This window comes from Vibrio mediterranei, from assembly GCF_900088415.1.
Lineage (GTDB): Bacteria > Pseudomonadota > Gammaproteobacteria > Enterobacterales > Vibrionaceae > Vibrio > Vibrio mediterranei.
The window spans coordinates 313,028-335,626 of record NZ_FLLQ01000003.1; the positions used below are offsets into that span (position 1 = coordinate 313,028).

A 22,599-nucleotide genomic window follows, 5' to 3' on the forward strand; every position below is an offset into this window, starting at 1 on the left:
AAGGCCGAGCATTGCTCGGCCTTATTTTGTAACGAGAGCTACCAGTTAATTTTCTCTCTTTCACTAAAGAATCCCGCCGTTGGTCCATCTGCATCGAGCGTTGCTAACCAAATGGCTGTATCTGCGCCTTCTTTGGGGGACTTTAATCGAATATGTTCACCATAATCAGGCAACTCATCCAAATTCATTCCTGAATCAACCCACCCAGGACAGTATGAGTTTACTTTAATTCCAAATGGCTCTAGCTCTTTTGCGAATAATACTGTGTTGGCATTCACACCAATCTTTGAGGATTGATAGGCTGCGCATACATCATCTTTAATCGGTGAGGCCATGTCAGAAAGTTGAGCAAGTTGCCCAGCTTGACTTGATACATTGACTATTCTGGCTTGTGAGGACTTTTTGAGGAGTGGTGTTAGAGCTCGAGTCAGTAAGAAAGGACCAATCTGGTTGACCTCAATCACTCGGCGGTAGGTATCTTCATCAATAAGAGAAGGATGTCTACCAAGATCGACTAAGATAGCTGCATTATTAACGAGTACATCAAGGCGACCAAACTGCTCTTCTATCTTATTAGCAACCGCAGGAAAGACCGATGACATGGCGAGGTCCAATTTAATGTGGGAGGCGGTATAGCCTTTCTGGCGAAAATCATTAACTAATGCTGAGCAGGATTGAATGTCGGCCATGATGACATGAAAGCCTTGTTCCATTAATAACTCTGAGGTGGCTAAGCCGATACCCTGATAAGCACCGGTGACTAAGGCAATTTTCTGCATGACTGACCTTTTTGTTGACGACATTTAGGCCAGTCTATCGATGGGACTATCAAAAGGGGAGTAACAAGGGGAATGTTACTCTGTCCCATACATTATGCTGTCAATGGTAATGCTTAGTCGTAATAGGCGTCCTCGATAATTTCCTCTTCAACGATTTCTTCTTCAATAATCTCTTCTTCTACGACAACATCCGTCGCCACTTCACAGGCTCCTTCATCGTATGCACCGTCGATGGTTCCCGCCACTGCGCCAGCACCGCCACCAATAGCTGCTCCAGCAGCAGCGCCAGAACCACCATCTACAATACCGCCAACGACTGCACCAGTAATCGCCCCGTCGACTGCACCATCAATAGCGCCTTCAGCGGTTTGGTCACAATAATAGGCATAACTCGGTGAAGATAAGATTAGAGCTAGGGCAAAGAACTTGAGTTTCATGGTTTGTTTCTCGGTTGATGAGTTTGCCTATTAGCCTAAGTGATTGAATTGGTTATTATAAGTAACATCTCGTCAAACCTTGGTTAGTTTAGAGTGTGTTTATTGTTGAGCGTAATTAACAGAAGGGAATGGATTTTCCTCACTGATAGTATCGTTAATAAATCCAGAAAAGGAGTTATAAGGTACTTGCGAGATAGTAAATAAGTCACTCATACTTTAGTTAAAAGAGCCAGTGGAGACGGAGCATGCGATTACTAGGGATGGCGTTGAGTCTTATATTAATGGGATGCAGCGGTGCGCCTAACGAAATCCAAGTCGCTGATGAGAAGTTATTGGTTGAGTTTAACCAAGCGGTAAAAGAGGCGACACCATATGTCGGCCAGCCAGCTAGATGGGGTGGAGTGATTGCAAATTTGACCAATTTAACCCCTAACACCAGTGAGCTACAAATTAGTCAATTTGCATTGGACTCAAAAGGTCGTCCTGATGAGACTCAGCAGGGCAGTCAGCGATTTGTCGTTAATGTCGATAGGTTCTTAGACCCTAAGGCGTTTACTCAAGGTAAATCAATGACATTTGTTGGTGTTATAGAAGGCATGACTTCAATTACGGTTGGGCAACAGGAGCTTAAGGTTCCGGTATTAAAAGCTTCAAACTACTATCTTTGGACTGAAGATAAACGCATTAAAACTTATTATGTTGGTGACCCATATTATAACTACTATTACGATAGCTATTATTACTGGGATGATATCGACGACGCTGATTTGATCGAGCACTATGATGACTTTGATTATGACTACGGTGATTTCTAGATAGTAAAAGGCCCAGCTAAATGTAGCTGGGCCTTTTTAGTAGAGCTTAGCGTCTGGCTGCTTAGTGTCTATGCTGTTAGCGCTAGAATAGTGCCTGGAATAACAACAAAGATAGAAGCGAGGTAACCAGCGACGACGGCTTTGTTCTTGATAGCCATGTCCGAGATATAGTCTGCACCTTTCACTGGCAGTTCTCTCAAGAATGGAATACCGAAGATAAAGACGGTTGCCATGATATTAAATACCAGGTGCACCAGCGCGATTTGTAATGCGAATACTGCGTATTCTCCAGAAACTGCTGTCGCTGCTAGTAAGCCAGTGATACATGTACCGATATTCGCACCTAGTGTAAATGGGTAAACATCACGAACTTTCAGCGCACCTGAGCCAACGAGTGGCACCATTAAGCTGGTCGTTGTTGATGAAGATTGCACAAGAATCGTAACGATAGAGCCTGATGCGATACCATGTAGCGGACCACGACCAATAGCGTTTTTCAAAATTTCACGTGCACGGCCAACCATCAGGCTCTTCATTAGCTTACCCATAACAGTAATCGCCACGAAGATAGTTGCAATACCAAGAACAATCAGTAGTACGCCACCTGTTACGCTGCCAAATGAGCTTAATGGCTCTTGAATCGCACTTACAACAGGCTTGGTGATTGGCTTGATGAAGTTCAGGCCTTTCATGCTCATGTCACCTGTTGCTAGCATTGGTGATACAAGCCAGCTAGAGATTTTGTCTAGAATGCCAAACATCATCTCCAATGGAAGGAAGATAGCAACGGCTAGCAGGTTAAAGAAGTCATGGATCGTTGCACTTGCAAAGGCTCGTTTAAACTCAGTGTTACAACGAACGTGACCCAAACTTACTAGTGTATTGGTAACCGTAGTACCAATGTTTGCACCCATGATCATAGGGATGGCTGTCGTTACAGGTAAACCACCAGCAACCAAACCAACAATAATCGAAGTGACGGTACTAGAAGACTGAATTAGTGCAGTAGCAACTAGACCAATCATTAACCCAGCTACAGGGTGTGAGGCAAATTCAAATAGGACTTTTGCATGTTCACCTGTTGCCATTTTAAAGCCACTACCCACCATTGAAACAGCAAGTAGCAATAAATAAAGCATGAACGCCAAGTTAGCCCAGCGTAACCAACGCGTCGTATTCGACATTGGAGTCGCAGCTGTTGTTGCTTGGTTCATCATAGTTTTCTCCATTTGGCCGTGTAATTCGTAAGTTGGCCTGTTGTTGAATCTGAGGCGATATTAGATCTCAAATATTACAGAAATATGACGTTTCTATTTCTGTGTTAATTAACTGCGATGTTTGCTTGGTTTTTGTACTTGTTGGTATTTTTTGTTTATATAAACCATTGATTTTTATAGGATGTTTTCTTTAGGAGAAAAAGAGATTAATTTGCCATCATCAATGAATAAATTCGATTTAGAGCGAGGATTATGATGCTTATATGACAGTGAGGTGGCGAATGTGACAATTAAACATTCGGAAATTTCATTGTATTTTAATTGTAACGTAAGTTTTATCGAATATTGTCGCTTGGTGCAGATTTTGCTATAAATGAAACACACTCATTTTAGGCGATATCGCATGTCACACCTTAACTATAATCACCTCTATTATTTCTGGATGGTCTGCAAACAGGGCTCGGTTACGAAAGCCGCCGATGCGTTATTTTTAACGCCTCAAACAGTAACAGGGCAGATTAAAGCGTTAGAAGAGAGAATGGACGGTAAGCTCACTAAGCGAAATGGGCGTAGTGTTGAGCCAACTGAGTTAGGGCAGTTGGTATATAAGTATGCTGACCGCATGTTTGGTTTAAGCTACGAAATGTTGGATATCGTAAACTATAGCCAGCGTTCGAATGTACTGTTCGATGTTGGTGTGGCGGATGCTCTTTCTAAACGCCTGGTCAGTAAAATATTGATGACCACTATCCCGCCAGATAACAGTATTCATCTACGCTGTTTTGAATCCACTCACGAAATGTTGCTGGAGCAATTGGCTCAGCATAAGCTAGATATGATCCTATCGGACTGTCCTGTGGACTCAAGTCAAAGTCCTGGTTTGTTTAGTAAGAAGTTAGGTGAAAGCCGCATGAGTTTCTTTACGTCGGGCTATATCGATAATGTGAGTTTCCCTGAGATTCTTGAACAAAGACGTTTGCTGATACCCGGTAGTCGTACCTCAATGGGACGTAAAGTACTGCAGTGGTTTGATCAACAGGGTATTCAACCTAATATTCTTGGTGAATTTGATGATGTTGCGTTGATGAAAGCCTTCTCTATGTATAAAGAGGATGTCATCTTTCTTGCTCCAAGTATTTATATGTCAGAGATGAGAGATAAGCGCCACCTTCAACTAATTGGCGATATTGAAGATTTGAAAGAAGAGTATTACGTTATTTTTGCAGAGCGAATGATTCAACATCCGGCGGTAAAGAGTGTCTGTGAAGCAGATTTCACCGATTTGCTAGCGTTCTAAGATTGGGGTTAGGTAACAAATTGGTAAAGAGAAATACACTATTTTAAACAAAGCGCTACTAACAACATTTTTATCCATGTAAAATGTGATGAGATTTATGGATTTATTACGAGAAAGATGGTTAGTGTCTAAGTAATAGAAAAGTAAATAAAGACGGATAAAACATAGAGGTAAAGTATGAACTTGCAGGAGATGGAAAAAAACGCATCACAAGCGGTAGTTCTCCTTAAGGCGATGGCTAATGAGAGACGCCTGCAAATTCTGTGCATGCTCCACAATACAGAGTTATCAGTAGGGGAATTGTGTACTCGATTAGAACTCAGTCAGTCAGCATTGTCACAGCATTTAGCCTGGCTGCGTCGTGATGGCTTAGTGTCGACGAGAAAAGAAGCGCAAACGGTCTACTACACATTAAGTAGTAAAGAAGTTCGTCAGTTGATTGAACTATTACACGGCCTTTATTGCAGCTCAGAATAGTGTGATTTACAGATACAAAAAAACCGGCATTAGCCGGTTTTTTTAACACAATACAAAGTCTAAATTATAGAGCTTTGATTGCAGCAGAGAAGCGTGCCTTGTGACGAGCTGCTTTATTCTTATGAATAAGGCCTTTAGTCGCCATGCGGTCAAGGATTGGAGTAACTTCTGCAAATGCTGAAGTTGCTGCTTCTTTATCGCCAGCTGCGATAGCTGCGATTGTTTTCTTCATGTAAGTGCGCATCATAGAGCGACGGCTAGCGTTGTGCTGACGACGTTTCTCAGCTTGGATAGCGCGCTTCTTAGCAGATTTACTGTTTGCCAAGGGTCTAACTCCCAAAAACTTAGTTCGGTGACAATTTAAGGGCGAGGAATATCCCTCATTTGCGCTTAATTGTCAAATGATTTGTGCAAAAACCCGACGATACAAAACAACTTTTGATATCTGTGGGCTATCGCGGTTAAGATGGCGGGGATTCTAACAGTATTTTTCGACCAATGCTAATACTAATCCTCTCTTCAATAACAAACGCTATTGAATCCGATAAATAGCAGGCATTGGCTAGGTAATTCAGAGGTTATTGTGAGTAAACGCCTTCTTAAGTCAGGCATGATTGTTAGTGCCATGACGCTGGTGTCTCGTGTATTGGGACTGGTACGAGACGTTGTAGTTGCCAACCTTATGGGGGCAGGTGCAAGCGCAGATGTTTTCTTCTTTGCGAATAAGATTCCTAACTTTTTACGTCGCCTGTTTGCAGAAGGCGCTTTTTCTCAAGCATTTGTTCCGGTGTTAACGGAGTACCACGCATCTGGAGATAAAGATAAAACTCGTGATTTAATAGCGAAAGCGTCAGGTACCTTAGGCGTCATTGTGACAATAGTGACGTTATTAGGTGTGATAGGGTCAAGTGTTGTCACTGCACTATTTGGTTTCGGTTGGTTCTTAGATTGGCTGAATGATGGGCCTGCTGCACCTAAGTTTGAGCTTGCCAGCTTGATGCTTAAGATTACCTTCCCTTACTTATGGTTCATCACCTTTGTGGCGTTATCTGGGGCTATTCTCAATACTTTAGGTAAGTTTGCTGTTTCTTCTTTTACCCCCGTTTTTCTAAACGTCATGATTATCCTCTGTGCGTGGTTTATATCTCCAAACCTTGCCCAGCCGGAAATTGGCTTAGCTCTTGGTGTATTCTTAGGTGGTTTTGTCCAGTTTGCCTTTCAATTGCCTTTCTTAATAAAAGAGGGCGTATTGGTAAAACCTAAGTGGGGCTGGCGCGATCCTGGCGTAGTGAAAATCAGAACCTTGATGATTCCAGCCTTATTCGGTGTGTCGGTTAGCCAAATTAACCTGCTTTTTGACACCTTTATTGCTAGTTTTCTTGCCACGGGCTCGATTAGTTGGCTTTACTACTCCGATAGACTACTTGAGTTCCCTCTAGGCTTGTTTGGAATTGCCATCGCGACGGTTATTCTTCCTGCGCTGTCACGCAAACACGTGGATGCGCATAGTGAAGGATTTGCTAGTACGATGGATTGGGGAGTTCGAATGGTTATCCTATTAGGTCTTCCTGCCATGTTGGGGCTGATGGTGTTAGCCAAGCCGATGCTGATGGTCCTATTTATGCGTGGAGAGTTTACCCCTCACGACGTTCATCAAGCGTCATTGTCACTGCTAGCTTACGCATCTGGCCTGCTTAACTTTATGTTGATTAAGGTGCTGGCTCCGGGTTACTACTCGCGTCAGGATACCAAAACACCAGTGAAGTATGGCATTGTAGCCATGGTGTCTAATATGGTCTTCAATGCTATTTTTGCTTACTTCTATGGTTATGTTGGACTGGCGATGGCAACCGCGTTGTCGGCATTTATCAATATGGCGTTGTTATACCGAGGGCTACACCTACAATGTGTTTACCAGATTAGTCGCCAGACTATCGGTTTTGTGGCACGTTTAGTGATGGCAGCCGTTGTTATGGTGCTAGTGCTTCGTTGGCAGCTACAAGATATGCAGCAATGGCTGACTTGGGGCTTAACAGAGCGTGTGTATACCTTGATCGGATTGATTTTGATCGGCGCTGTGAGTTATCTAGTTAGTCTATTTGTTCTTGGTGTTCGAGCTCGAGATCTAAAAGCAGCGACAGATTAACAATGATTGGTTATAATCCGTCGGTTTCACACTAGTATTATTTCATTAAGCAGGTGGTTTAGTCGTTTCATGGAACTCATTCGAGGCATACATAACCTAAAAAGTCAGCACCATGGCTGTGTGTTAACCATCGGAAACTTCGATGGTGTGCATTTGGGGCACCAACGTGTACTCGAACAGGTGAAGAAGAAAGCATTGCTTTTGGGTTTGCCTGCTGTAGTAATGACTTTTGAACCGCAACCGATGGAATTGTTTGCTAAGGATAAAGCGCCGGCTAGACTGACTCGTCTTCGTGACAAGTTTGAATTGCTTGAAGCAATGCACTTGGATCGTTTATTGTGCGTCAACTTTAACCGCCGCTTTGCCAGCATGTCACCGGAGTCTTTTATCAAAGACTTGTTGGTGAATAAATTGGGTGTTAAGTTCCTTGTTATCGGCGATGATTTTCGCTTTGGCAAAGGGCGTGAAGGCAACTTCGATATGCTCAAAAAAGCCGGTGAAGAGTTCGGCTTTGAGGTGGTGAATACCGCTAGTTTCTGTGTAGAAGACACACGTGTGAGCAGTACGGCGATTCGCCAAGCACTAGCAAGTGATCATCTTGATGAGAGTGCAGAAATGTTAGGGCGTCATTATACGCTGTCTGGGAGAGTGGCTCACGGTCAAAAATTGGCGCGTGATTTTGGTTTTCCAACCGCTAACATTTCTTTGAAACGCTATGTGTCACCTGTGCGTGGTGTATACGCTGTGCAGGTTTATGGGGTTGATAGTCAACCGTTACCTGGCATTGCTAATGTTGGTAAAAAGCCAACAGTAGCAGGAATAACCCCAGATTTAGAGGTGCATATTTTCGACTTTGAAGGCAACCTTTATGGTAAGCAAATTGAAGTCGCTTTATTGCATAAAATTCGTGATGAGAAAAAGTTCGAGTCACTTGAGCTGCTTAAGCAGCAAATAGAATTGGATGCTGATGTAGCAAGGGTGTGGCTACGTCAGTTTAAGGGTTAGCGGAAGATTCCACCGCTAACATAATGTCTAACTTTCGCCCAATACAACGGAATTAAGAATCGATGAGTGAGTATAAAGATACCCTGAACCTACCTGAAACAGGGTTTCCTATGCGCGGCAATCTGGCAAATCGTGAGCCAGAAATGCTTAAGCGTTGGTATAAAGAAGATCTTTACGGTGAGATCCGTAAAGCTAAGAAAGGCAAAAAATCCTTCGTACTGCACGATGGACCTCCATACGCGAACGGTGACATTCACATTGGTCACGCACTAAATAAGATTCTTAAAGACATTATTATTAAATCCAAAACACTTTCAGGTTTTGACGCCCCTTATATTCCTGGTTGGGATTGCCACGGTCTACCAATTGAATTAATGGTAGAAAAGAAAGTTGGCAAACCAGGTCAGAAGGTAACGGCTGCTGAGTTCCGCGAAAAGTGTCGCACTTATGCAGAAGGCCAAGTTGAAGGTCAAAAAGAGAGCTTCAAACGTCTAGGTATTCTTGGTGAGTGGGATAAGCCTTATCGCACAATGGACTTTGATACTGAAGCGAACATTATTCGTGCGCTTGGCAAAATTGCTGATAAAGGACACCTATTGAAAGGCTTCAAGCCTGTTCACTGGTGTACAGATTGTGGCAGTGCACTAGCAGAAGCAGAAGTAGAATATAAAGATAAAGTCTCTCCTTCTATTGATGTACGTTTTAAAGCGGCTGATGAAAGCGCGCTTATCTCTAAATTCTCATTGAATGAAGGTCATGAAGGACAGGGTGATATTTCAATCATCATCTGGACAACAACACCTTGGACTCTGCCAGCAAACCGAGCAGTCTGTCTACGTGATGACTTAGAGTACGTATTGATTCAAACGGAAGGCGACAACCCAGAGCGTATTATCGTTGCGTCTGAGTTAGCAAAAGATGTGATGGATCGTGCTGGTATCGAGCACTTCCATAACCTAGGTTTTGCGAAAGGTGCAGATCTTGAGTTATCTCAGTTCAACCACCCATTCTATGACTTTACGGTACCAGCGATCCTTGGTGATCACGTAACTACCGATTCTGGTACTGGTGTGGTGCACACAGCACCTGGCCACGGTCAAGAAGACTTTGCTGTAGGCCAAAAATATGGTCTAGAAGTTGCGAATCCTGTAGGTTCTAACGGTGTCTATCTACCAGACACAGAGCTATTTGCTGGTCAGCATGTATTTAAAGCTAACGATGCCGTTGTAGAAGTACTTAAAGAAAAAGGTGCGCTACTGCATCATCATGCTTACGAGCACAGCTACCCACACTGCTGGCGTCATAAAACGCCAATCATCTTCCGTGCAACACCACAATGGTTCGTATCGATGGACCAAGCTGGCCTGCGTGCTAAAGCACTAGAGTCAATTAAAGGTGTTGAGTGGATGCCTGAGTGGGGTCAAAGCCGTATCGAAGGTATGATTGAAGGTCGCCCTGAGTGGTGTATCTCTCGTCAGCGTACATGGGGTGTGCCAATTGCGTTGTTTGTTCACAAAGAAACAGCTGAACTTCATCCGAACTCACTAGAGCTTATCGAAAAAGTAGCTCAACTTGTTGAACAAAAAGGTATTCAAGCTTGGTGGGATGTTGAGCCTGCTGAACTATTAGGTGATGAAGCCGACAACTACGAGAAAGTGCTTGATACACTAGACGTATGGTTCGACTCAGGTGTGACACACTACTCTGTTGTGGATGCTCGTGAAGAGTATAACGGCAATAGTGCAGACCTATATCTAGAAGGTTCTGACCAACACCGTGGTTGGTTCCAATCGTCGCTAATTACGTCTATTGCGATGAAAGACGAAGCACCATACAAGCAAGTGCTGACTCATGGCTTTGTGGTTGATGGGCACGGCCGTAAGATGTCGAAATCTATTGGCAACGTTGTAGCTCCAAAAGATGTTACCAACAAACTGGGCGCAGATATCCTTCGCCTGTGGGTAGCTTCAACAGACTACACTGGTGAAGTAGCGGTTTCTGATGAAATCCTTAAGCGTTCTGCTGATGCTTATCGTCGTATTCGTAACACAGCTCGCTTCTTCCTAGCGAACCTAAATGGCTTCAACCCAGAAACGGATCTTGTTCCTGCTGATGAAATGGTAGCACTTGACCGCTGGGCAGTTGGTCGTGCGTTAGCTGCACAAGAAGAGATTGTGAAAGCTTACGGTGAGTACAACACACATGCTGTAACACAACGCTTAATGCAGTTCTGCTCTATCGAGATGGGCTCTTTCTATCTTGACGTGATCAAAGACCGTCAATATACAGCGAAACTGGGTGGTCACGCACAGCGTAGCTGTCAAACTGCACTTTACTACATCGTAGAAGCTCTGGTTCGTTGGATGGCGCCAATCATGTCGTTCACAGCAGACGAAATCTGGAATGAAATGCCGGGTCAACGTGACAAGTTTGTGTTTGCAGGTGAGTGGTTCGATGGCCTATTCGGTCTTGCTGAAGGCGAAGAGCTAAGCAACGAATTCTGGACTGAAATCCAGTCAGTTCGTAACGCGGTGAACAAGCAACTTGAATCTGCACGTGCAGAAAAAATCATTGGTGGTGCACTACAAGCAGAAGTCACGCTATATGCAGATGATACACTGACAGCAACCATCAACAAGCTTGAAGATGAGCTGCGTTTTGTACTTCTTACTTCAGCAGCAACAGTTAAGCCGCTATCAGAGAAAACTGACGCTGCGAAAGAGACAGAAGTTGAAGGTCTGTTTGTTGAAGTTAAGGCAACGGAAAACGAGAAGTGTGATCGTTGCTGGCACCATACTCCAGATGTAGGCACGATCGAAGGTCACGAGAAGATTTGTGGTCGCTGTGTTTCGAACATCGCAGGTGAAGGTGAAGTTCGTAAGTTTGCTTAATTGACAGTAAGCCAACGGAACTTTTAACTAATATGACAGCCCCAGTTTTTACTGGGGCTACTTTTAGCTAGTACTTTTCTTATGCTTGTTTAAGCATGACAATTTAAGGATTGGAATGAGCGAAACAACAATTACCTTTAAGCAATCAGGTGTGCGCTGGCTTTGGTTGGCCATTGTCATTTTTATTGCCGACATTAGCATCAAGCTGGTTGTTATGGACAATATGGGATATGGCTGGGCAAATCGCATTGAAATCCTGCCATTTTTCAATTTACTGTACGTTCACAACTATGGTGCTGCGTTTAGTTTTCTAAGCGAACAAGCAGGATGGCAGCGTTGGCTGTTCACTGGTATTGCGTTTATTGTTACGGGGCTATTAACCTATTGGATGAGCAAGCTCCCAGCGAAAGAAAAGTGGAACAATATTGCTTATGCCATGATCATTGGTGGGGCGGTTGGTAATGTATTTGACCGTGTTGTACATGGCTTTGTTGTTGATTACCTAGACTTTTACTGGGGAACATACCATTGGCCAGCTTTCAATTTAGCTGATATGGCTATCTGTCTCGGTGCCGGGATGATTATCATTGATAGCTTTCGCAACAAAGAAGCGAAGTAATAATTTCCAATAACCTTAAGCGCTGTGCGTTGATATGCACGGCGCTTTTTTATATAACAATAGCGATAACGAAACGACAAATAACAAAGAGCAATACTAAGACTCTTTGAAAGCAAAGGAAGCAGTAACGTGAGTAAAATTTCCCAAGATAGTGCGGTCACTCTACATTTCACCATTAAATTGAAGGATGGCTCAGTCGCAGATAGCACCCATAATATGGGCAAACCCGCTAAATTTATTATTGGTGACGGAAGTTTAAGTGAGAACTTTGAAAGTTGTCTGATCGGTTTATCAGTGAACGAGAATAAAGCTATCGAGCTGAAAGCAGAAGACGCTTTTGGTATGCCGAATCCAGACAATATTCATCATATGGACAGAGCGAAGTTTGTGGGTGACTCTGAGGTGGAAGTCGGTACAATAATGGCCTTCTCTGGTCCTGATGGTATGGAAATTCCTGGCATTATTACCGATATTGCTGGTGATTCTGTAACGGTTGATTTTAATCACCCGTTGGCCGGACAAGACGTGACATTTGAAGTGGAAATTCTCGAAGTAGAATAGCAAGCAGAGTAAGTAGAAGCGGTTGATCAATGAGTAATGAAATGAAAATTAAGTTAGCAAACCCACGAGGCTTTTGCGCCGGCGTAGACAGAGCGATCAGTATTGTGGAGCGTGCTTTAGAAATGTATCAGCCGCCAATTTATGTTCGTCATGAAGTGGTTCACAACCGATTTGTGGTAGAAGGTCTAAAACAGCGCGGTGCAATCTTCGTGGAAGAACTCAGCGAAGTGCCAGACGACAACATCGTGATATTTTCTGCTCATGGTGTTTCCCAAGCGGTTCGTAAAGAAGCTAAGCAACGTGCTCTTACCGTGTTTGATGCAACGTGCCCTCTGGTAACGAAAGTTCATATGGAAGTAGCACGCGCCAGTCGTAAAAACATGGAAGTCGTTCTAATTGGCCATGCTGGTCATCCAGAAGTGGAAGGCACAATGGGGCAATACTCTAGTGAGACTGGCGGAATGTACCTTGTTGAGCGACCAGAAGATGTTCTTACGCTTAAGGTAAACGATCCAAGTAACCTTCATTATGTTAGCCAAACGACCTTGTCTGTGGATGAAACGGCCGATGTGATCGAAAAGCTGCGTGAAGTGTTCCCAGAGATTCAAGGGCCTCGCAAAGATGATATTTGCTACGCGACACAAAACCGTCAAGATGCAGTCCGAGAGCTAGCACAAGCCGTGGATGTGATGGTTGTTGTTGGTTCTACAAACTCATCGAACTCCACTCGTCTTAAAGAACTTGCGGAAAAGCTGGGGACACCGGCTTATCTCACTGATACTCCAGACTTGATTGAGGCATCTTGGTTTGAAAGTAAGGGGTTAGTGGGCGTAACGGCGGGCGCTTCAGCTCCTGAAGAGCTCGTGAATCAGATCATTGATAAAATTAAAGACTTGGGTGCAGATGACGTTGAAGAAGTGTTAGGAAGAGAAGAAAACATGTTCTTTGAAGTTCCTAGAGAGCTGCAAATCAAGCAGGTTGATTAACATGAAAACGCCGCATCATGATGCGGCGTTTTTTTATTAAGTATTGATATTACTAAGGCAGCTTTATAAATCATTGCGTAAAGATTACGAAAGGTAAAAAATCGTTTCAACTAAGATAATCACCTTTACTCATTGACGATTTTTGGTATCCTAGCGCCGCTATCGAATCGATAGTTTTTTCGGAGATAACTATGAACAATACCGACCATCCTCCTAGTATCAAGGGAGAAAAGTAACAACTCGTCGGTAATTGCGATCTTCGTACCTACCTTCGAGGTAGGGCTCCTTTCCTTTTAATAACTTATCGTTATTTTTCTCCTTTCTGCTATTTCGTTAAGACGTCTGCACATTTGCGTGTAAGGCTATTATTTTGACGTTTGATGGTCGTTACCAACGCTAATCGGGAGATTCGCCATGACGGTAATGAACAATACTTATATTGAGAATGCGCCACTGTTTTCAGAAGAAGAAATCAGTGCGGCAACTCAAGCATTTTTGAAATACGACACAGCACAGCAATTGAACCTATTGACCGTGATGCCAATAGACGAAGCCGTTGGTGTGTTGCAACACTGTGCTTTAGGGCAGGTGCAATATTTAATCGAACAACTCGACTTGCAAGGCCATGATAGACGAGCCAGGCATTTTGCTCACCAATTGGGACTGATTCACTCCGAAGCAGAGACCACTGGTGGTTATCTGACAACAGGTGTTCTGGAACACGTAAAACAACGCATTGGTTGGATCATTACGTTGGCGCTGTTAGGGATTGTCTCGGGTCTTATTATTGCTCAGTACGAAGACACGCTTAGCCAACTAGTACTATTAGCCGTCTATATGCCTGTAATAGCCGCTGCTGGTGGTAATACTGGTACCCAAGCAGCGACATTGGTTATTCGTGCTCTGGCAACAGGAGAGTTAAGAAAGCGGCAGTGGTTAGAGGTACTTTGGAAAGAAAGCCGAGTCGCAGTCTGTCTTGCGGCGGCGGTTGCTTTAGTTATGGTTGGTCGAATTCTCGTCTTTGGTGATGTGAACTCTGCCGGTGGTTTTGACATCCATTTAATTGCCATGGCCATTGCAGTCGCGTTGTTTATTCAAGTAACGGTATCAACGACCCTAGGTGGTGTGTTACCTATTATTGCTCGAGTCTTTAAGCTAGATCCAGCAGTACTGGTGAGCCCAGTACTGGCTTCGATTGTTGATATTTCGGGTATGTGGATCTACTTCACTGTTGTGAATCACTTCTTAGGTTTATCCTAAATCTGTGTGAAGAGTCACTTAAGTAAAGCGCAGCTACGGCTGCGCTTTGTTTTTTGAACGTCCCAAAGAGTAGCTATAGTCTACTACTTGGCGATAGTAGCTCTGCTCAAACTGCGTTAATGGTGAAATAGTGGGAGTTTTCGTTTTCGGCTTTTGAGGGTGATAGTCAGTGACAAATTGTACAAATAGACTTTCTGGTTTCCCCTTATCATCAAGGCCATACCCCATCATATTGTAAGTTCCGAATAGCGACCCACTTTTGGCGATAAGCGCGCCTTTGATAGGAGCCTTTCTCATACTAGAGCGATATTTCAATGTACCATTGTTGCCGGAAACGGGCATAAGCTTGATGAGTTTTAACGTGCTGTCATTATCATAGATGTAGCGCAATACTTGCTGCATTTGGTTGGCAGTAAGACGATTATTGCGTGAAAGCCCAGACCCGTCTTCAAGCACGGCAGATTGAATATCGATACCTGCTTTAGTCTGCAAAATCTCTTTAATTGCTGCTGTTCCGTTATTAAATGAGCCCGCCTGACCGTAATAGCGAGCGCCGAGTGTTTTGGTAATATTGTCGGCATAGAGGTTATTGGAGTCTTGAAGCATCACGGCCAATAACTCAGGAAGCGGTTTTGAGCGCTGGATAAATAGTGGCTGCTCATCCGCTATCTCAGGATTACCAATCTTTATCTCACCTTTAAGATTCATGCCTAAACGCTTGAGTTCTGCTTTGATAACTTTTGAGGTAAATAAATCGGGTGAGGCGACAGCAAACTTAAGTGGCAAGGGGGCACTTCTATTGACCACACAACCACCAATTGAGTAGTGGTTTTGTCCATCAAATTGAAGTTCGAGGTCGCAGTGAGCTTGTTCTTGATCTTGTTTAGAAAGACTAACGGCAGAAGTAGAGACAGTAATAGGCTGATGAGCAGGAACATTTACCCGAGTAGTGCCATCTTTATTGGTATAAAGTGCACCTTGGACACAGTTACCATCTAAGGTGATCGCTGAAGATGGGGCGCTATAACAGACACCGAGAATATCCCATGGCCACCCTACAGCTCTTTCGTATCCGCTGAACACTGTATCATCAAGCCAGATCGTATCGATGTTCTTACCAACACTTGATTTAGCTTCTTTTAGCATCGTTCTTAGTGCTTCGCGACTAAAAGTTGGATCGCCTGTATAGCGAATAATTAAGGTGTTTTTAGAGTGTGATAGCACTGTTTCAAAACGAAAATCATTGGGTAGAGCGAGCTTTGCTGCGAGCGCAGTGACCACTTTAAGCGTGCTAGCGGGGGGAAAAAACTGGTCGGCATCCAGTGAGATGAGCGTTTCTGTTGGTGAATGTAATGGCGCTAAAAGTAATGCGTTGCGGCTACCAGCTGGCAAGTACTGAGTCGCGTCGACACCAGTAGCGAAAGAGGAAAAAGGTAGCATCATTAATGCAGTGAGCAAGCATTTGGATTTCATAAGTCGGTTCGTTAAGTTGGGCTTATTTTTAATGTAGGCTAACAACCTATTAAGTCGAGATAAAGTGATAAATTACCAAAGGAATCTATGAAGTTTTGATCTCAAGATAGACAGTGAAATACGATATGCATTTGTTGACAATATAAATCTCAACTTAGTTGAGTTGACCTTGCGTATGCTAAGAGACCTAAGCTATATTGTCTTGCTGACCACTAAGCTTTCGAACTTAAGGCAGAATAGAGCCAGTGTTCACTTCGAAACACACAGATAGTCGTCGCGATTGTGAATCTTACGATGATTGATTGTTTCTGGCATCAATGAACGAATGTGTGAATTTCAGTGATTTGTCTACGCACTTTGATTACACTAGGCTTAATCCAGTTATTTTTTAAATTGTACTCAGGCTCGCTTGAGTAGGGTTTTATTGTCCAAAGTCTGCTTTGGAAAAGAGGTTGTTAAAATGGAAAAGGTTCCAATGACTGTACGTGGCGAACAACAGCTACGTGAAGATTTAGATCGTCTACTTAAGCTTCGCCCACAAATTTCTGAAGCTATCGCTGAAGCTCGTGAGCTAGGTGACCTAAAAGAAAATGCTGAGTACCATGCTGCGCGTGAAGAGCAAGGCATCTGTGAAGCTCAAATTCGTGATATTGAATATAAACTCTCTGTAGCTCAAGTTATTGATGTGACTAAGCTAGACAACTCTGGCAAGATCATCTTCGGCTCTACAGTGACTTTGATTGATATCGATACTGACGCTGAACAGACTTACCAAATCGTTGGTGATGACGAAGCTGACATTAAGTCAGGCCGTATTTCAGTGAGCTCCCCAATTGCACGTGGATTGATTGGCAAAATGGAAGGCGATGAAGTGACTATCGTGACTCCAGGCGGTCAAAAAGATTTTGAAATCGATAAAGTTGCTTATATTTAAGCTGATTTCACAGAGAAAAAGTCGCCAAGAGCGGCTTTTTTTGTAGATGAGATACGAGTTCAGGATGTAAGAAAAATGAAAAGGCCGCTGTTGCGACCTTTTCCACTTTGAAACAAAATGTTTCAATCAAATCAAACGGTGGGCAAATTATTTGCGTGGCAGTTCGATTTTCTTTTGCTCTGACTGACGGTAAAGAACAAGCGTCTTACCGATAACTTGAACTTTTTCAGCTTTAGTTTCGCGCACAATCGCGTCGATAATCAGTAGCTTAGTTTCACGGTCTTCTGATGCCACTTTCACTTTAATCAGTTCGTGGTGGTCAAGAGCGATTTCTACTTCCGCTAGAACAGCCTCTGTTAGTCCATTTGCGCCTAGAAGCACGACAGGTTTAAGTGCGTGTGCTAGGCCTTTTAGGTGCTGCTTTTGTTTGGTGCTTAGGTTCATAACGCGGCCAAATTTATTTACTATTAGGGTTGAAAAGTCGTATTTTAACGCCATCTAATGACGAAGACTATACTTTATTCTGAGGGCGTGCCCTTATTGAGTTGGAATTTGAATGAGTAAGCAAAAACATTCGGCCAGTTCTGGTCGTTGGTTGAAAGAGCATTTTGATGACAAATATGCGAATGAAGCCAGAAGAAAAGGTTACCGCTCTCGTGCTATCTTTAAGATTGAAGAGATTCAAAATAAAGATAAGCTACTAAAACCTGGGATGACAGTGGTTGACTTAGGCGCTGCTCCCGGTGGCTGGTCTCAATACGCCGCAAAGGTTTTAGGTGATGAAGGGCAGGTAATTGCTTGTGATTTATTGCCGATGGATCCAATATCAGGTGTAAGCTTTCTTCAAGGGGACTTTCGAGAAGAAGCAGTTCTAAATGCACTACTCGAAAGAATCCAACCGGATATGGTCGACGTAGTAATGTCTGATATGGCTCCTAACATGGCAGGTAACTTATCTGTCGATCAGCCTAGAGCAATGTATCTTGTTGAACTAGCATTAGATATGTGTCATCAAACTTTGGCACCAGGCGGCAGTTTCGTAGTGAAAGTGTTCCAAGGTGAAGGATTTGATGAGTACGTCAAACAGGTGCGCGATGCCTTCAAAGTAGTGAAGATTCGCAAACCAGACTCATCTAGAGCTCGCTCTCGTGAGGTGTTTATTGTAGCTAATGGTTTCAAAGGCTGAACATTAGTTTACAAAGACAAAATTAACAATGTAGCTACAGCCGAAAAACTGTAGTACCCTACCTTTAATTACAATTAGTTATCGAGAGGCTGACACCTTGAGTGACATGGCAAAGAATTTAATTTTGTGGTTAGTCATCGCCGTTGTGTTGATGTCGGTATTCCAAAGCTTTGGACCAGGCGAAAGCAACGGTCGAGCGGTAGATTACACCACGTTCGTACAGGAAGTTGGCAATGGCCAGATTCAAGAAGCTCAATTTAAAGACAGCGAGATAACCTTTACTCGCCGTGGCGGTGGCAGTCGCTTTGTGACTTACATGCCAGTTTATGATCAAAAGCTACTTGATGACCTAATTAACCAAAACGTAAAAGTTTCAGGGACACCACCAGAAGAACAAAGCCTATTGGGCACTATCTTTATCTCATGGTTCCCAATGATTCTTCTTATTGGTGTTTGGATTTTCTTCATGCGTCAAATGCAAGGCGGCGGTGGTAAAGGTGCCATGTCGTTTGGTAAGAGCAAAGCTCGTATGATGAGTGAAGAGCAGATCAAAACCACGTTTGCTGATGTTGCAGGTTGTGATGAAGCAAAAGAAGACGTAAAAGAGCTGGTAGATTACCTACGTGATCCAAGCCGCTTCCAGAAACTGGGTGGTAAGATTCCAACTGGTGTTCTAATGGTTGGTCCTCCTGGTACTGGTAAAACATTGCTTGCTAAAGCTATTGCTGGTGAAGCAAAAGTACCGTTCTTCACTATCTCTGGTTCAGATTTCGTTGAAATGTTCGTTGGTGTGGGTGCATCTCGTGTACGTGACATGTTCGAGCAGGCGAAGAAAGCAGCACCTTGTATTATCTTCATCGATGAGATCGATGCGGTAGGTCGTCAGCGTGGCGCTGGTGTTGGTGGTGGCCACGATGAACGTGAACAAACATTGAACCAAATGCTGGTAGAAATGGATGGCTTTGAAGGTAACGAAGGTATCATCGTTATCGCAGCAACTAACCGTCCTGACGTACTTGACCCAGCACTACTTCGCCCTGGTCGTTTTGACCGTCAAGTTGTGGTTGGTCTACCAGATGTTCGTGGTCGTGAGCAGATTCTTAAAGTTCATATGCGCAAAGTACCTCTAGCGTCAGACGTAGAGCCATCTTTGATTGCACGTGGTACTCCGGGCTTCTCTGGTGCAGACCTTGCAAACCTAGTTAACGAAGCGGCACTATTTGCGGCGCGCGGTAACAAGCGCAATGTATCTATGGTCGAGTTCGAATTAGCGAAAGATAAGATCATGATGGGTGCAGAACGCCGCTCTATGGTGCTTTCGGAAGAAACCAAAGAGTCGACGGCATACCACGAAGCGGGTCACGCGATCGTTGGTCGTTTGGTTCCTGAACACGATCCAGTGTATAAGGTTTCCATCATTCCACGTGGTCGAGCACTGGGTGTGACTATGTATCTGCCAGAGCAAGATCGTGTGAGTATGTCTCGCCAACACCTAGAGTCTATGATCTCAAGCCTATACGGCGGTCGTCTTGCTGAAGAGCTGATCTATGGTAAAGACAAGGTATCAACAGGTGCATCAAACGATATTGAACGCGCAACAGATATCGCTCGTAAAATGGTTACTCAGTGGGGTTTCTCTGAGAAACTTGGGCCTCTTCTGTATGCAGAAGATGAAGGCGAAGTATTCTTGGGTCGCAGTGTAACGCAGACTAAACATATATCTGGTGAAACAGCGAAACTGATTGATGAAGAAGTTCGTTTGATCATCGACCGTAACTATGACCGTGCGAAGAAAATTCTTGAAGAGAACATGGACATCATGCACTCGATGAAAGATGCGCTTGTTAAGTACGAAACCATCGACGCAGGTCAAATCGATGACCTGATGGAACGTAAAGATGACATTCGTGAGCCGGCGGGTTGGGGTGACCAAGCTAAATCTCAGCAGGAAAGTGCTCCAGAGCCAAAAGCGGAAGCGAAACCGCAACAAGCTGAGCCTAAAGTAGAAGAGTCTGCACCAGCGGTTGACTCCGATGTTAAGGCTGAAAAAGTAGATTCTGAAACGACGAAGAAAGATTCAGAATAAGCAGTAATAAATAAGCCCCGAGTTTTGCTCGGGGCTTTTCTTGTTTATGGCAACTATGATTTTAAAAGCAAACAATAAATCCCTCCCTTTGGATCGCCCACATGTCATGGGTATCGTCAATGTTACCCCTGATTCGTTTTCTGATGGCGGCAAATTCAATTCGATCGATGCAGCTTTGACTCAGGTTGAATCTATGATTCAAGCTGGTGTATCGATCATCGATATCGGCGGCGAGTCAACACGTCCTGGTGCGCCAGATGTGACACTTGAGGAAGAATTATCACGCGTAATTCCGATTATCCAAGCGATTCGTGAACGCTACGATGTCTGGATCTCAATCGATACCAGTAAAGCTGAAGTGATGCAAAAGGCAATTGAAGCGGGTGCGGATATCATCAATGACGTTCGAGCACTGCAAGAGCCTGGAGCGCTTCAAGTTGCGGCTGATGCTGGCGTTCCTATCTGCTTAATGCATATGCAAGGTCAGCCTAGGACCATGCAAACGAATCCAACTTATAACGACTTACTCGGAGACGTCGCTGAGTTTCTAGAACAGCGCATTAAGGCTTGTGAGGAAGTGGGAATCAAAAAAGAACAATTGATTCTTGACCCTGGATTTGGTTTTGGTAAAACGCTAGAGCATAATTATCACCTTCTGGCTCATCTGGAGAAATTTCACCAGTTTGGTCTGCCAATACTGGCGGGCATGTCGAGAAAGTCGATGATCTTTAAATTACTTGATAAAGCACCAGCAGACTGTCTTGCTGGGAGCTTAGCTTGCGCGACGCTTGCCGCAGCTAAAGGTGCGCAAATTATTCGTGTGCACGATGCAGAAGAAACCATCGAAGCGATGAAAATCGTCCAGATGATGCAATCAAATATATAAAAAATAAAATTAGGGAAATACTATGTCACAACGACGTTATTTTGGTACTGATGGTATTCGTGGAAAGGTTGGTCAATTTCCAATCACACCAGACTTTGTACTAAAACTCGGTTGGGCTGCTGGCCGAGTACTCGCAAAGCAAGGTACTAAAAAGGTTATCATCGGTAAAGATACTCGTATCTCTGGCTACATGTTGGAGTCTGCCTTGGAAGCAGGTCTTTCTGCGGCAGGTCTGAAAGCTATTTTTACAGGCCCACTGCCAACGCCTGCCGTTGCTTATCTCACTCAGACATTTCGTGCCGAAGCTGGTATCGTGATTTCAGCGTCACACAACCCATATTACGACAACGGTATTAAGTTCTTCTCTTCGGAAGGCACGAAACTGCCGGACGCGATTGAACTGGCTATTGAAGAAGAGCTCGACAAAGATATTGAATGTGTTGAATCTGCTGAGTTGGGTAAAGCAAGCCGTCTAAATGATGCCGCTGGTCGTTACATTGAATTTTGTAAAAGTACTTTCCCACATGAGCTTAGCTTAGCTGGATTAAAAATCGTTCTAGATTGTGCTCATGGTGCGACGTACAAAATTGCACCGTCTGTGTTTGCCGAATTAGGTGCTGATATCATCACAATGGGTGTTGAACCAGATGGAACGAACATCAACCACGAAGTTGGCGCAACGGATGTTCGTGCCTTACAAGCTCGAGTGGTAGCTGAAAAAGCAGATATTGGTTTAGCGTTTGATGGTGATGGCGACCGCATTATTATGGTTGACCACCAAGGCAATAAAGTCGATGGTGACCAAATCGCTTATATTATTGCTCGCGATGCACTACGCCGCGGTGAACTTAAAGGCGGTGTTGTTGGTACATTGATGACCAACTTAGGGATGGAAAACGGCCTTAAGCAGTTAGGAATTCCTTTTGTTCGCGCAGCAGTTGGTGACCGTTACGTAATGGAGCAACTGTTAGAGAAAGGTTGGCGCATTGGTGCTGAAAACTCTGGGCACGTTATTCTACTTGATAAAGTCACCACTGGTGATGCGATTGTTGCGGCACTGCAAGTACTGGCTTCTATCGTTGGTGCGAAAATGTCACTCAATGAACTAGCAAGTGGCATGACGTTGTATCCGCAAGTACTGATTAATGTTCGCTTTAGCGGTGATGCAAATCCATTGGAAGCGGATGCTGTTATTGCTGCAGTGAAGAAAGCAGAAGCAGATTTGGGTGATAAAGGTCGAGTACTTCTGCGTAAATCAGGTACTGAACCTCTGCTGCGAGTTATGGTTGAAGGTGAGGACGAAACTTTGGTTAACGACTCAGCTCAGTACATTGCCGATATTGTAAAAGAAAACTGCTAACCTTCGCAGGCTATCGTATTTAACAAGAACCAAAAATTGCTTTTGGTTCTTGTTTGTTTTCTATATGATTAACCGCTTCTTATTTACGATAATTGAGCTTTCGCCTTTTTTTTGAGCGGTTAACGGCTCGGCGAAAGATTTTTGTCATTTTTCTCTTGTCAGTCAGTGCGGCATTCGCTAGTAT

General features: G+C 43.8%; 21 protein-coding genes. 15 read left to right on the forward strand and 6 right to left on the reverse strand.

Annotated features, from left to right (window positions below; genetic code table 11):
• Positions 1-38 precede the first annotated feature (38 nt).
• Positions 39-803, reverse strand: a complete 765-nt coding sequence (locus VME0621_RS11330; protein ID WP_065311684.1) for an SDR family NAD(P)-dependent oxidoreductase — start codon at positions 801-803, stop codon at positions 39-41.
• Between the two features lie 89 nt (positions 804-892).
• Positions 893-1,216 carry a YMGG-like glycine zipper-containing protein gene (locus VME0621_RS11335; RefSeq protein ID WP_006075637.1) on the reverse strand — a complete coding sequence of 108 codons (324 nt, stop codon included), beginning with the start codon at positions 1,214-1,216 and terminating at the stop codon, positions 893-895.
• Between the two features lie 245 nt (positions 1,217-1,461).
• On the opposite strand from VME0621_RS11335, the gene VME0621_RS11340 reads away from it, so the two are divergent.
• Positions 1,462-2,031, forward strand: coding sequence for a Slp family lipoprotein (locus VME0621_RS11340; RefSeq protein ID WP_038225516.1), 570 nt, complete (start codon positions 1,462-1,464; stop codon positions 2,029-2,031).
• Between the two features lie 68 nt (positions 2,032-2,099).
• Here the strand turns inward: VME0621_RS11340 and VME0621_RS11345 are convergent, their stop codons facing one another.
• Positions 2,100-3,245, reverse strand: a complete 1,146-nt coding sequence (locus VME0621_RS11345) for a Na/Pi symporter (protein WP_031493676.1) — start codon at positions 3,243-3,245, stop codon at positions 2,100-2,102.
• 406 nt (positions 3,246-3,651) lie between these two features.
• Here VME0621_RS11345 and nhaR point away from each other — a divergent pair, with 406 nt between their 5' ends.
• On the forward strand, positions 3,652-4,545 hold the full coding sequence (nhaR, locus tag VME0621_RS11350; RefSeq protein ID WP_006075376.1) for a transcriptional activator NhaR: 894 nt from the start codon (positions 3,652-3,654) through the stop codon (positions 4,543-4,545).
• Between the two features lie 177 nt (positions 4,546-4,722).
• Entirely contained in the window at positions 4,723-5,022 is a 300-nt protein-coding gene (locus VME0621_RS11355; protein ID WP_006075375.1) for an ArsR/SmtB family transcription factor, read from the forward strand.
• A gap of 64 nt (positions 5,023-5,086) precedes the next feature.
• Here the strand turns inward: VME0621_RS11355 and rpsT are convergent, their stop codons facing one another.
• Positions 5,087-5,347, reverse strand: a complete 261-nt coding sequence (rpsT, locus tag VME0621_RS11360) for a 30S ribosomal protein S20 (RefSeq protein WP_031493675.1) — start codon at positions 5,345-5,347, stop codon at positions 5,087-5,089.
• 258 nt (positions 5,348-5,605) lie between these two features.
• Here rpsT and murJ point away from each other — a divergent pair, with 258 nt between their 5' ends.
• The 7 genes from murJ (at position 5,606) to VME0621_RS11395 (ending at position 14,490) form a co-directional block, all read left to right on the forward strand.
• Entirely contained in the window at positions 5,606-7,168 is a 1,563-nt protein-coding gene (murJ, locus tag VME0621_RS11365) for a murein biosynthesis integral membrane protein MurJ (protein ID WP_038225514.1), read from the forward strand.
• Between the two features lie 69 nt (positions 7,169-7,237).
• Positions 7,238-8,173 (forward strand): bifunctional riboflavin kinase/FAD synthetase, encoded by a 936-nt coding sequence (gene ribF / locus VME0621_RS11370; RefSeq protein ID WP_062456824.1) that lies wholly within the window; start codon positions 7,238-7,240, stop codon positions 8,171-8,173.
• A gap of 62 nt (positions 8,174-8,235) precedes the next feature.
• Positions 8,236-11,064: an isoleucine--tRNA ligase gene (gene ileS / locus VME0621_RS11375; protein WP_006075371.1), complete on the forward strand. Its 2,829-nt coding sequence runs from the start codon at positions 8,236-8,238 to the stop codon at positions 11,062-11,064.
• Positions 11,065-11,179: 115 nt separating this feature from the next.
• Entirely contained in the window at positions 11,180-11,683 is a 504-nt protein-coding gene (gene lspA, locus VME0621_RS11380; protein WP_038225510.1) for a signal peptidase II, read from the forward strand.
• Positions 11,684-11,812: 129 nt separating this feature from the next.
• The gene (gene fkpB, locus VME0621_RS11385) at positions 11,813-12,244 is read left to right on the forward strand and encodes an FKBP-type peptidyl-prolyl cis-trans isomerase (RefSeq protein WP_038225509.1); all 432 of its coding nucleotides are present in this window, start codon (positions 11,813-11,815) and stop codon (positions 12,242-12,244) included.
• A 41-nt stretch (positions 12,245-12,285) separates the two neighbouring features.
• On the forward strand, positions 12,286-13,230 hold the full coding sequence (gene ispH / locus VME0621_RS11390) for a 4-hydroxy-3-methylbut-2-enyl diphosphate reductase (RefSeq protein WP_038225508.1): 945 nt from the start codon (positions 12,286-12,288) through the stop codon (positions 13,228-13,230).
• Between the two features lie 414 nt (positions 13,231-13,644).
• Positions 13,645-14,490, forward strand: coding sequence for a magnesium transporter (locus tag VME0621_RS11395; protein ID WP_038225507.1), 846 nt, complete (start codon positions 13,645-13,647; stop codon positions 14,488-14,490).
• Between the two features lie 33 nt (positions 14,491-14,523).
• Here the strand turns inward: VME0621_RS11395 and dacB are convergent, their stop codons facing one another.
• Entirely contained in the window at positions 14,524-15,963 is a 1,440-nt protein-coding gene (gene dacB / locus VME0621_RS11400) for a serine-type D-Ala-D-Ala carboxypeptidase (RefSeq protein ID WP_062456827.1), read from the reverse strand.
• A 460-nt stretch (positions 15,964-16,423) separates the two neighbouring features.
• On the opposite strand from dacB, the gene greA reads away from it, so the two are divergent.
• Entirely contained in the window at positions 16,424-16,897 is a 474-nt protein-coding gene (gene greA, locus VME0621_RS11405; RefSeq protein WP_038225505.1) for a transcription elongation factor GreA, read from the forward strand.
• Positions 16,898-17,044: 147 nt separating this feature from the next.
• Here greA and yhbY read toward each other — a convergent pair whose 3' ends face one another.
• The gene (gene yhbY / locus VME0621_RS11410; protein WP_038225582.1) at positions 17,045-17,341 is read right to left on the reverse strand and encodes a ribosome assembly RNA-binding protein YhbY; all 297 of its coding nucleotides are present in this window, start codon (positions 17,339-17,341) and stop codon (positions 17,045-17,047) included.
• A 112-nt stretch (positions 17,342-17,453) separates the two neighbouring features.
• Here yhbY and rlmE point away from each other — a divergent pair, with 112 nt between their 5' ends.
• The 4 genes from rlmE to glmM all read left to right on the forward strand — a co-directional run bounded on the left by rlmE (position 17,454) and on the right by glmM (position 22,415).
• Positions 17,454-18,083: a 23S rRNA (uridine(2552)-2'-O)-methyltransferase RlmE gene (rlmE, locus tag VME0621_RS11415; protein WP_038225504.1), complete on the forward strand. Its 630-nt coding sequence runs from the start codon at positions 17,454-17,456 to the stop codon at positions 18,081-18,083.
• 97 nt (positions 18,084-18,180) lie between these two features.
• Positions 18,181-20,169, forward strand: a complete 1,989-nt coding sequence (gene ftsH, locus VME0621_RS11420) for an ATP-dependent zinc metalloprotease FtsH (protein WP_081875766.1) — start codon at positions 18,181-18,183, stop codon at positions 20,167-20,169.
• Between the two features lie 55 nt (positions 20,170-20,224).
• Positions 20,225-21,055 (forward strand): dihydropteroate synthase, encoded by an 831-nt coding sequence (gene folP, locus VME0621_RS11425; RefSeq protein ID WP_062457035.1) that lies wholly within the window; start codon positions 20,225-20,227, stop codon positions 21,053-21,055.
• Positions 21,056-21,077: 22 nt separating this feature from the next.
• On the forward strand, positions 21,078-22,415 hold the full coding sequence (glmM, locus tag VME0621_RS11430; RefSeq protein WP_062456829.1) for a phosphoglucosamine mutase: 1,338 nt from the start codon (positions 21,078-21,080) through the stop codon (positions 22,413-22,415).
• Positions 22,416-22,599 lie beyond the last annotated feature (184 nt).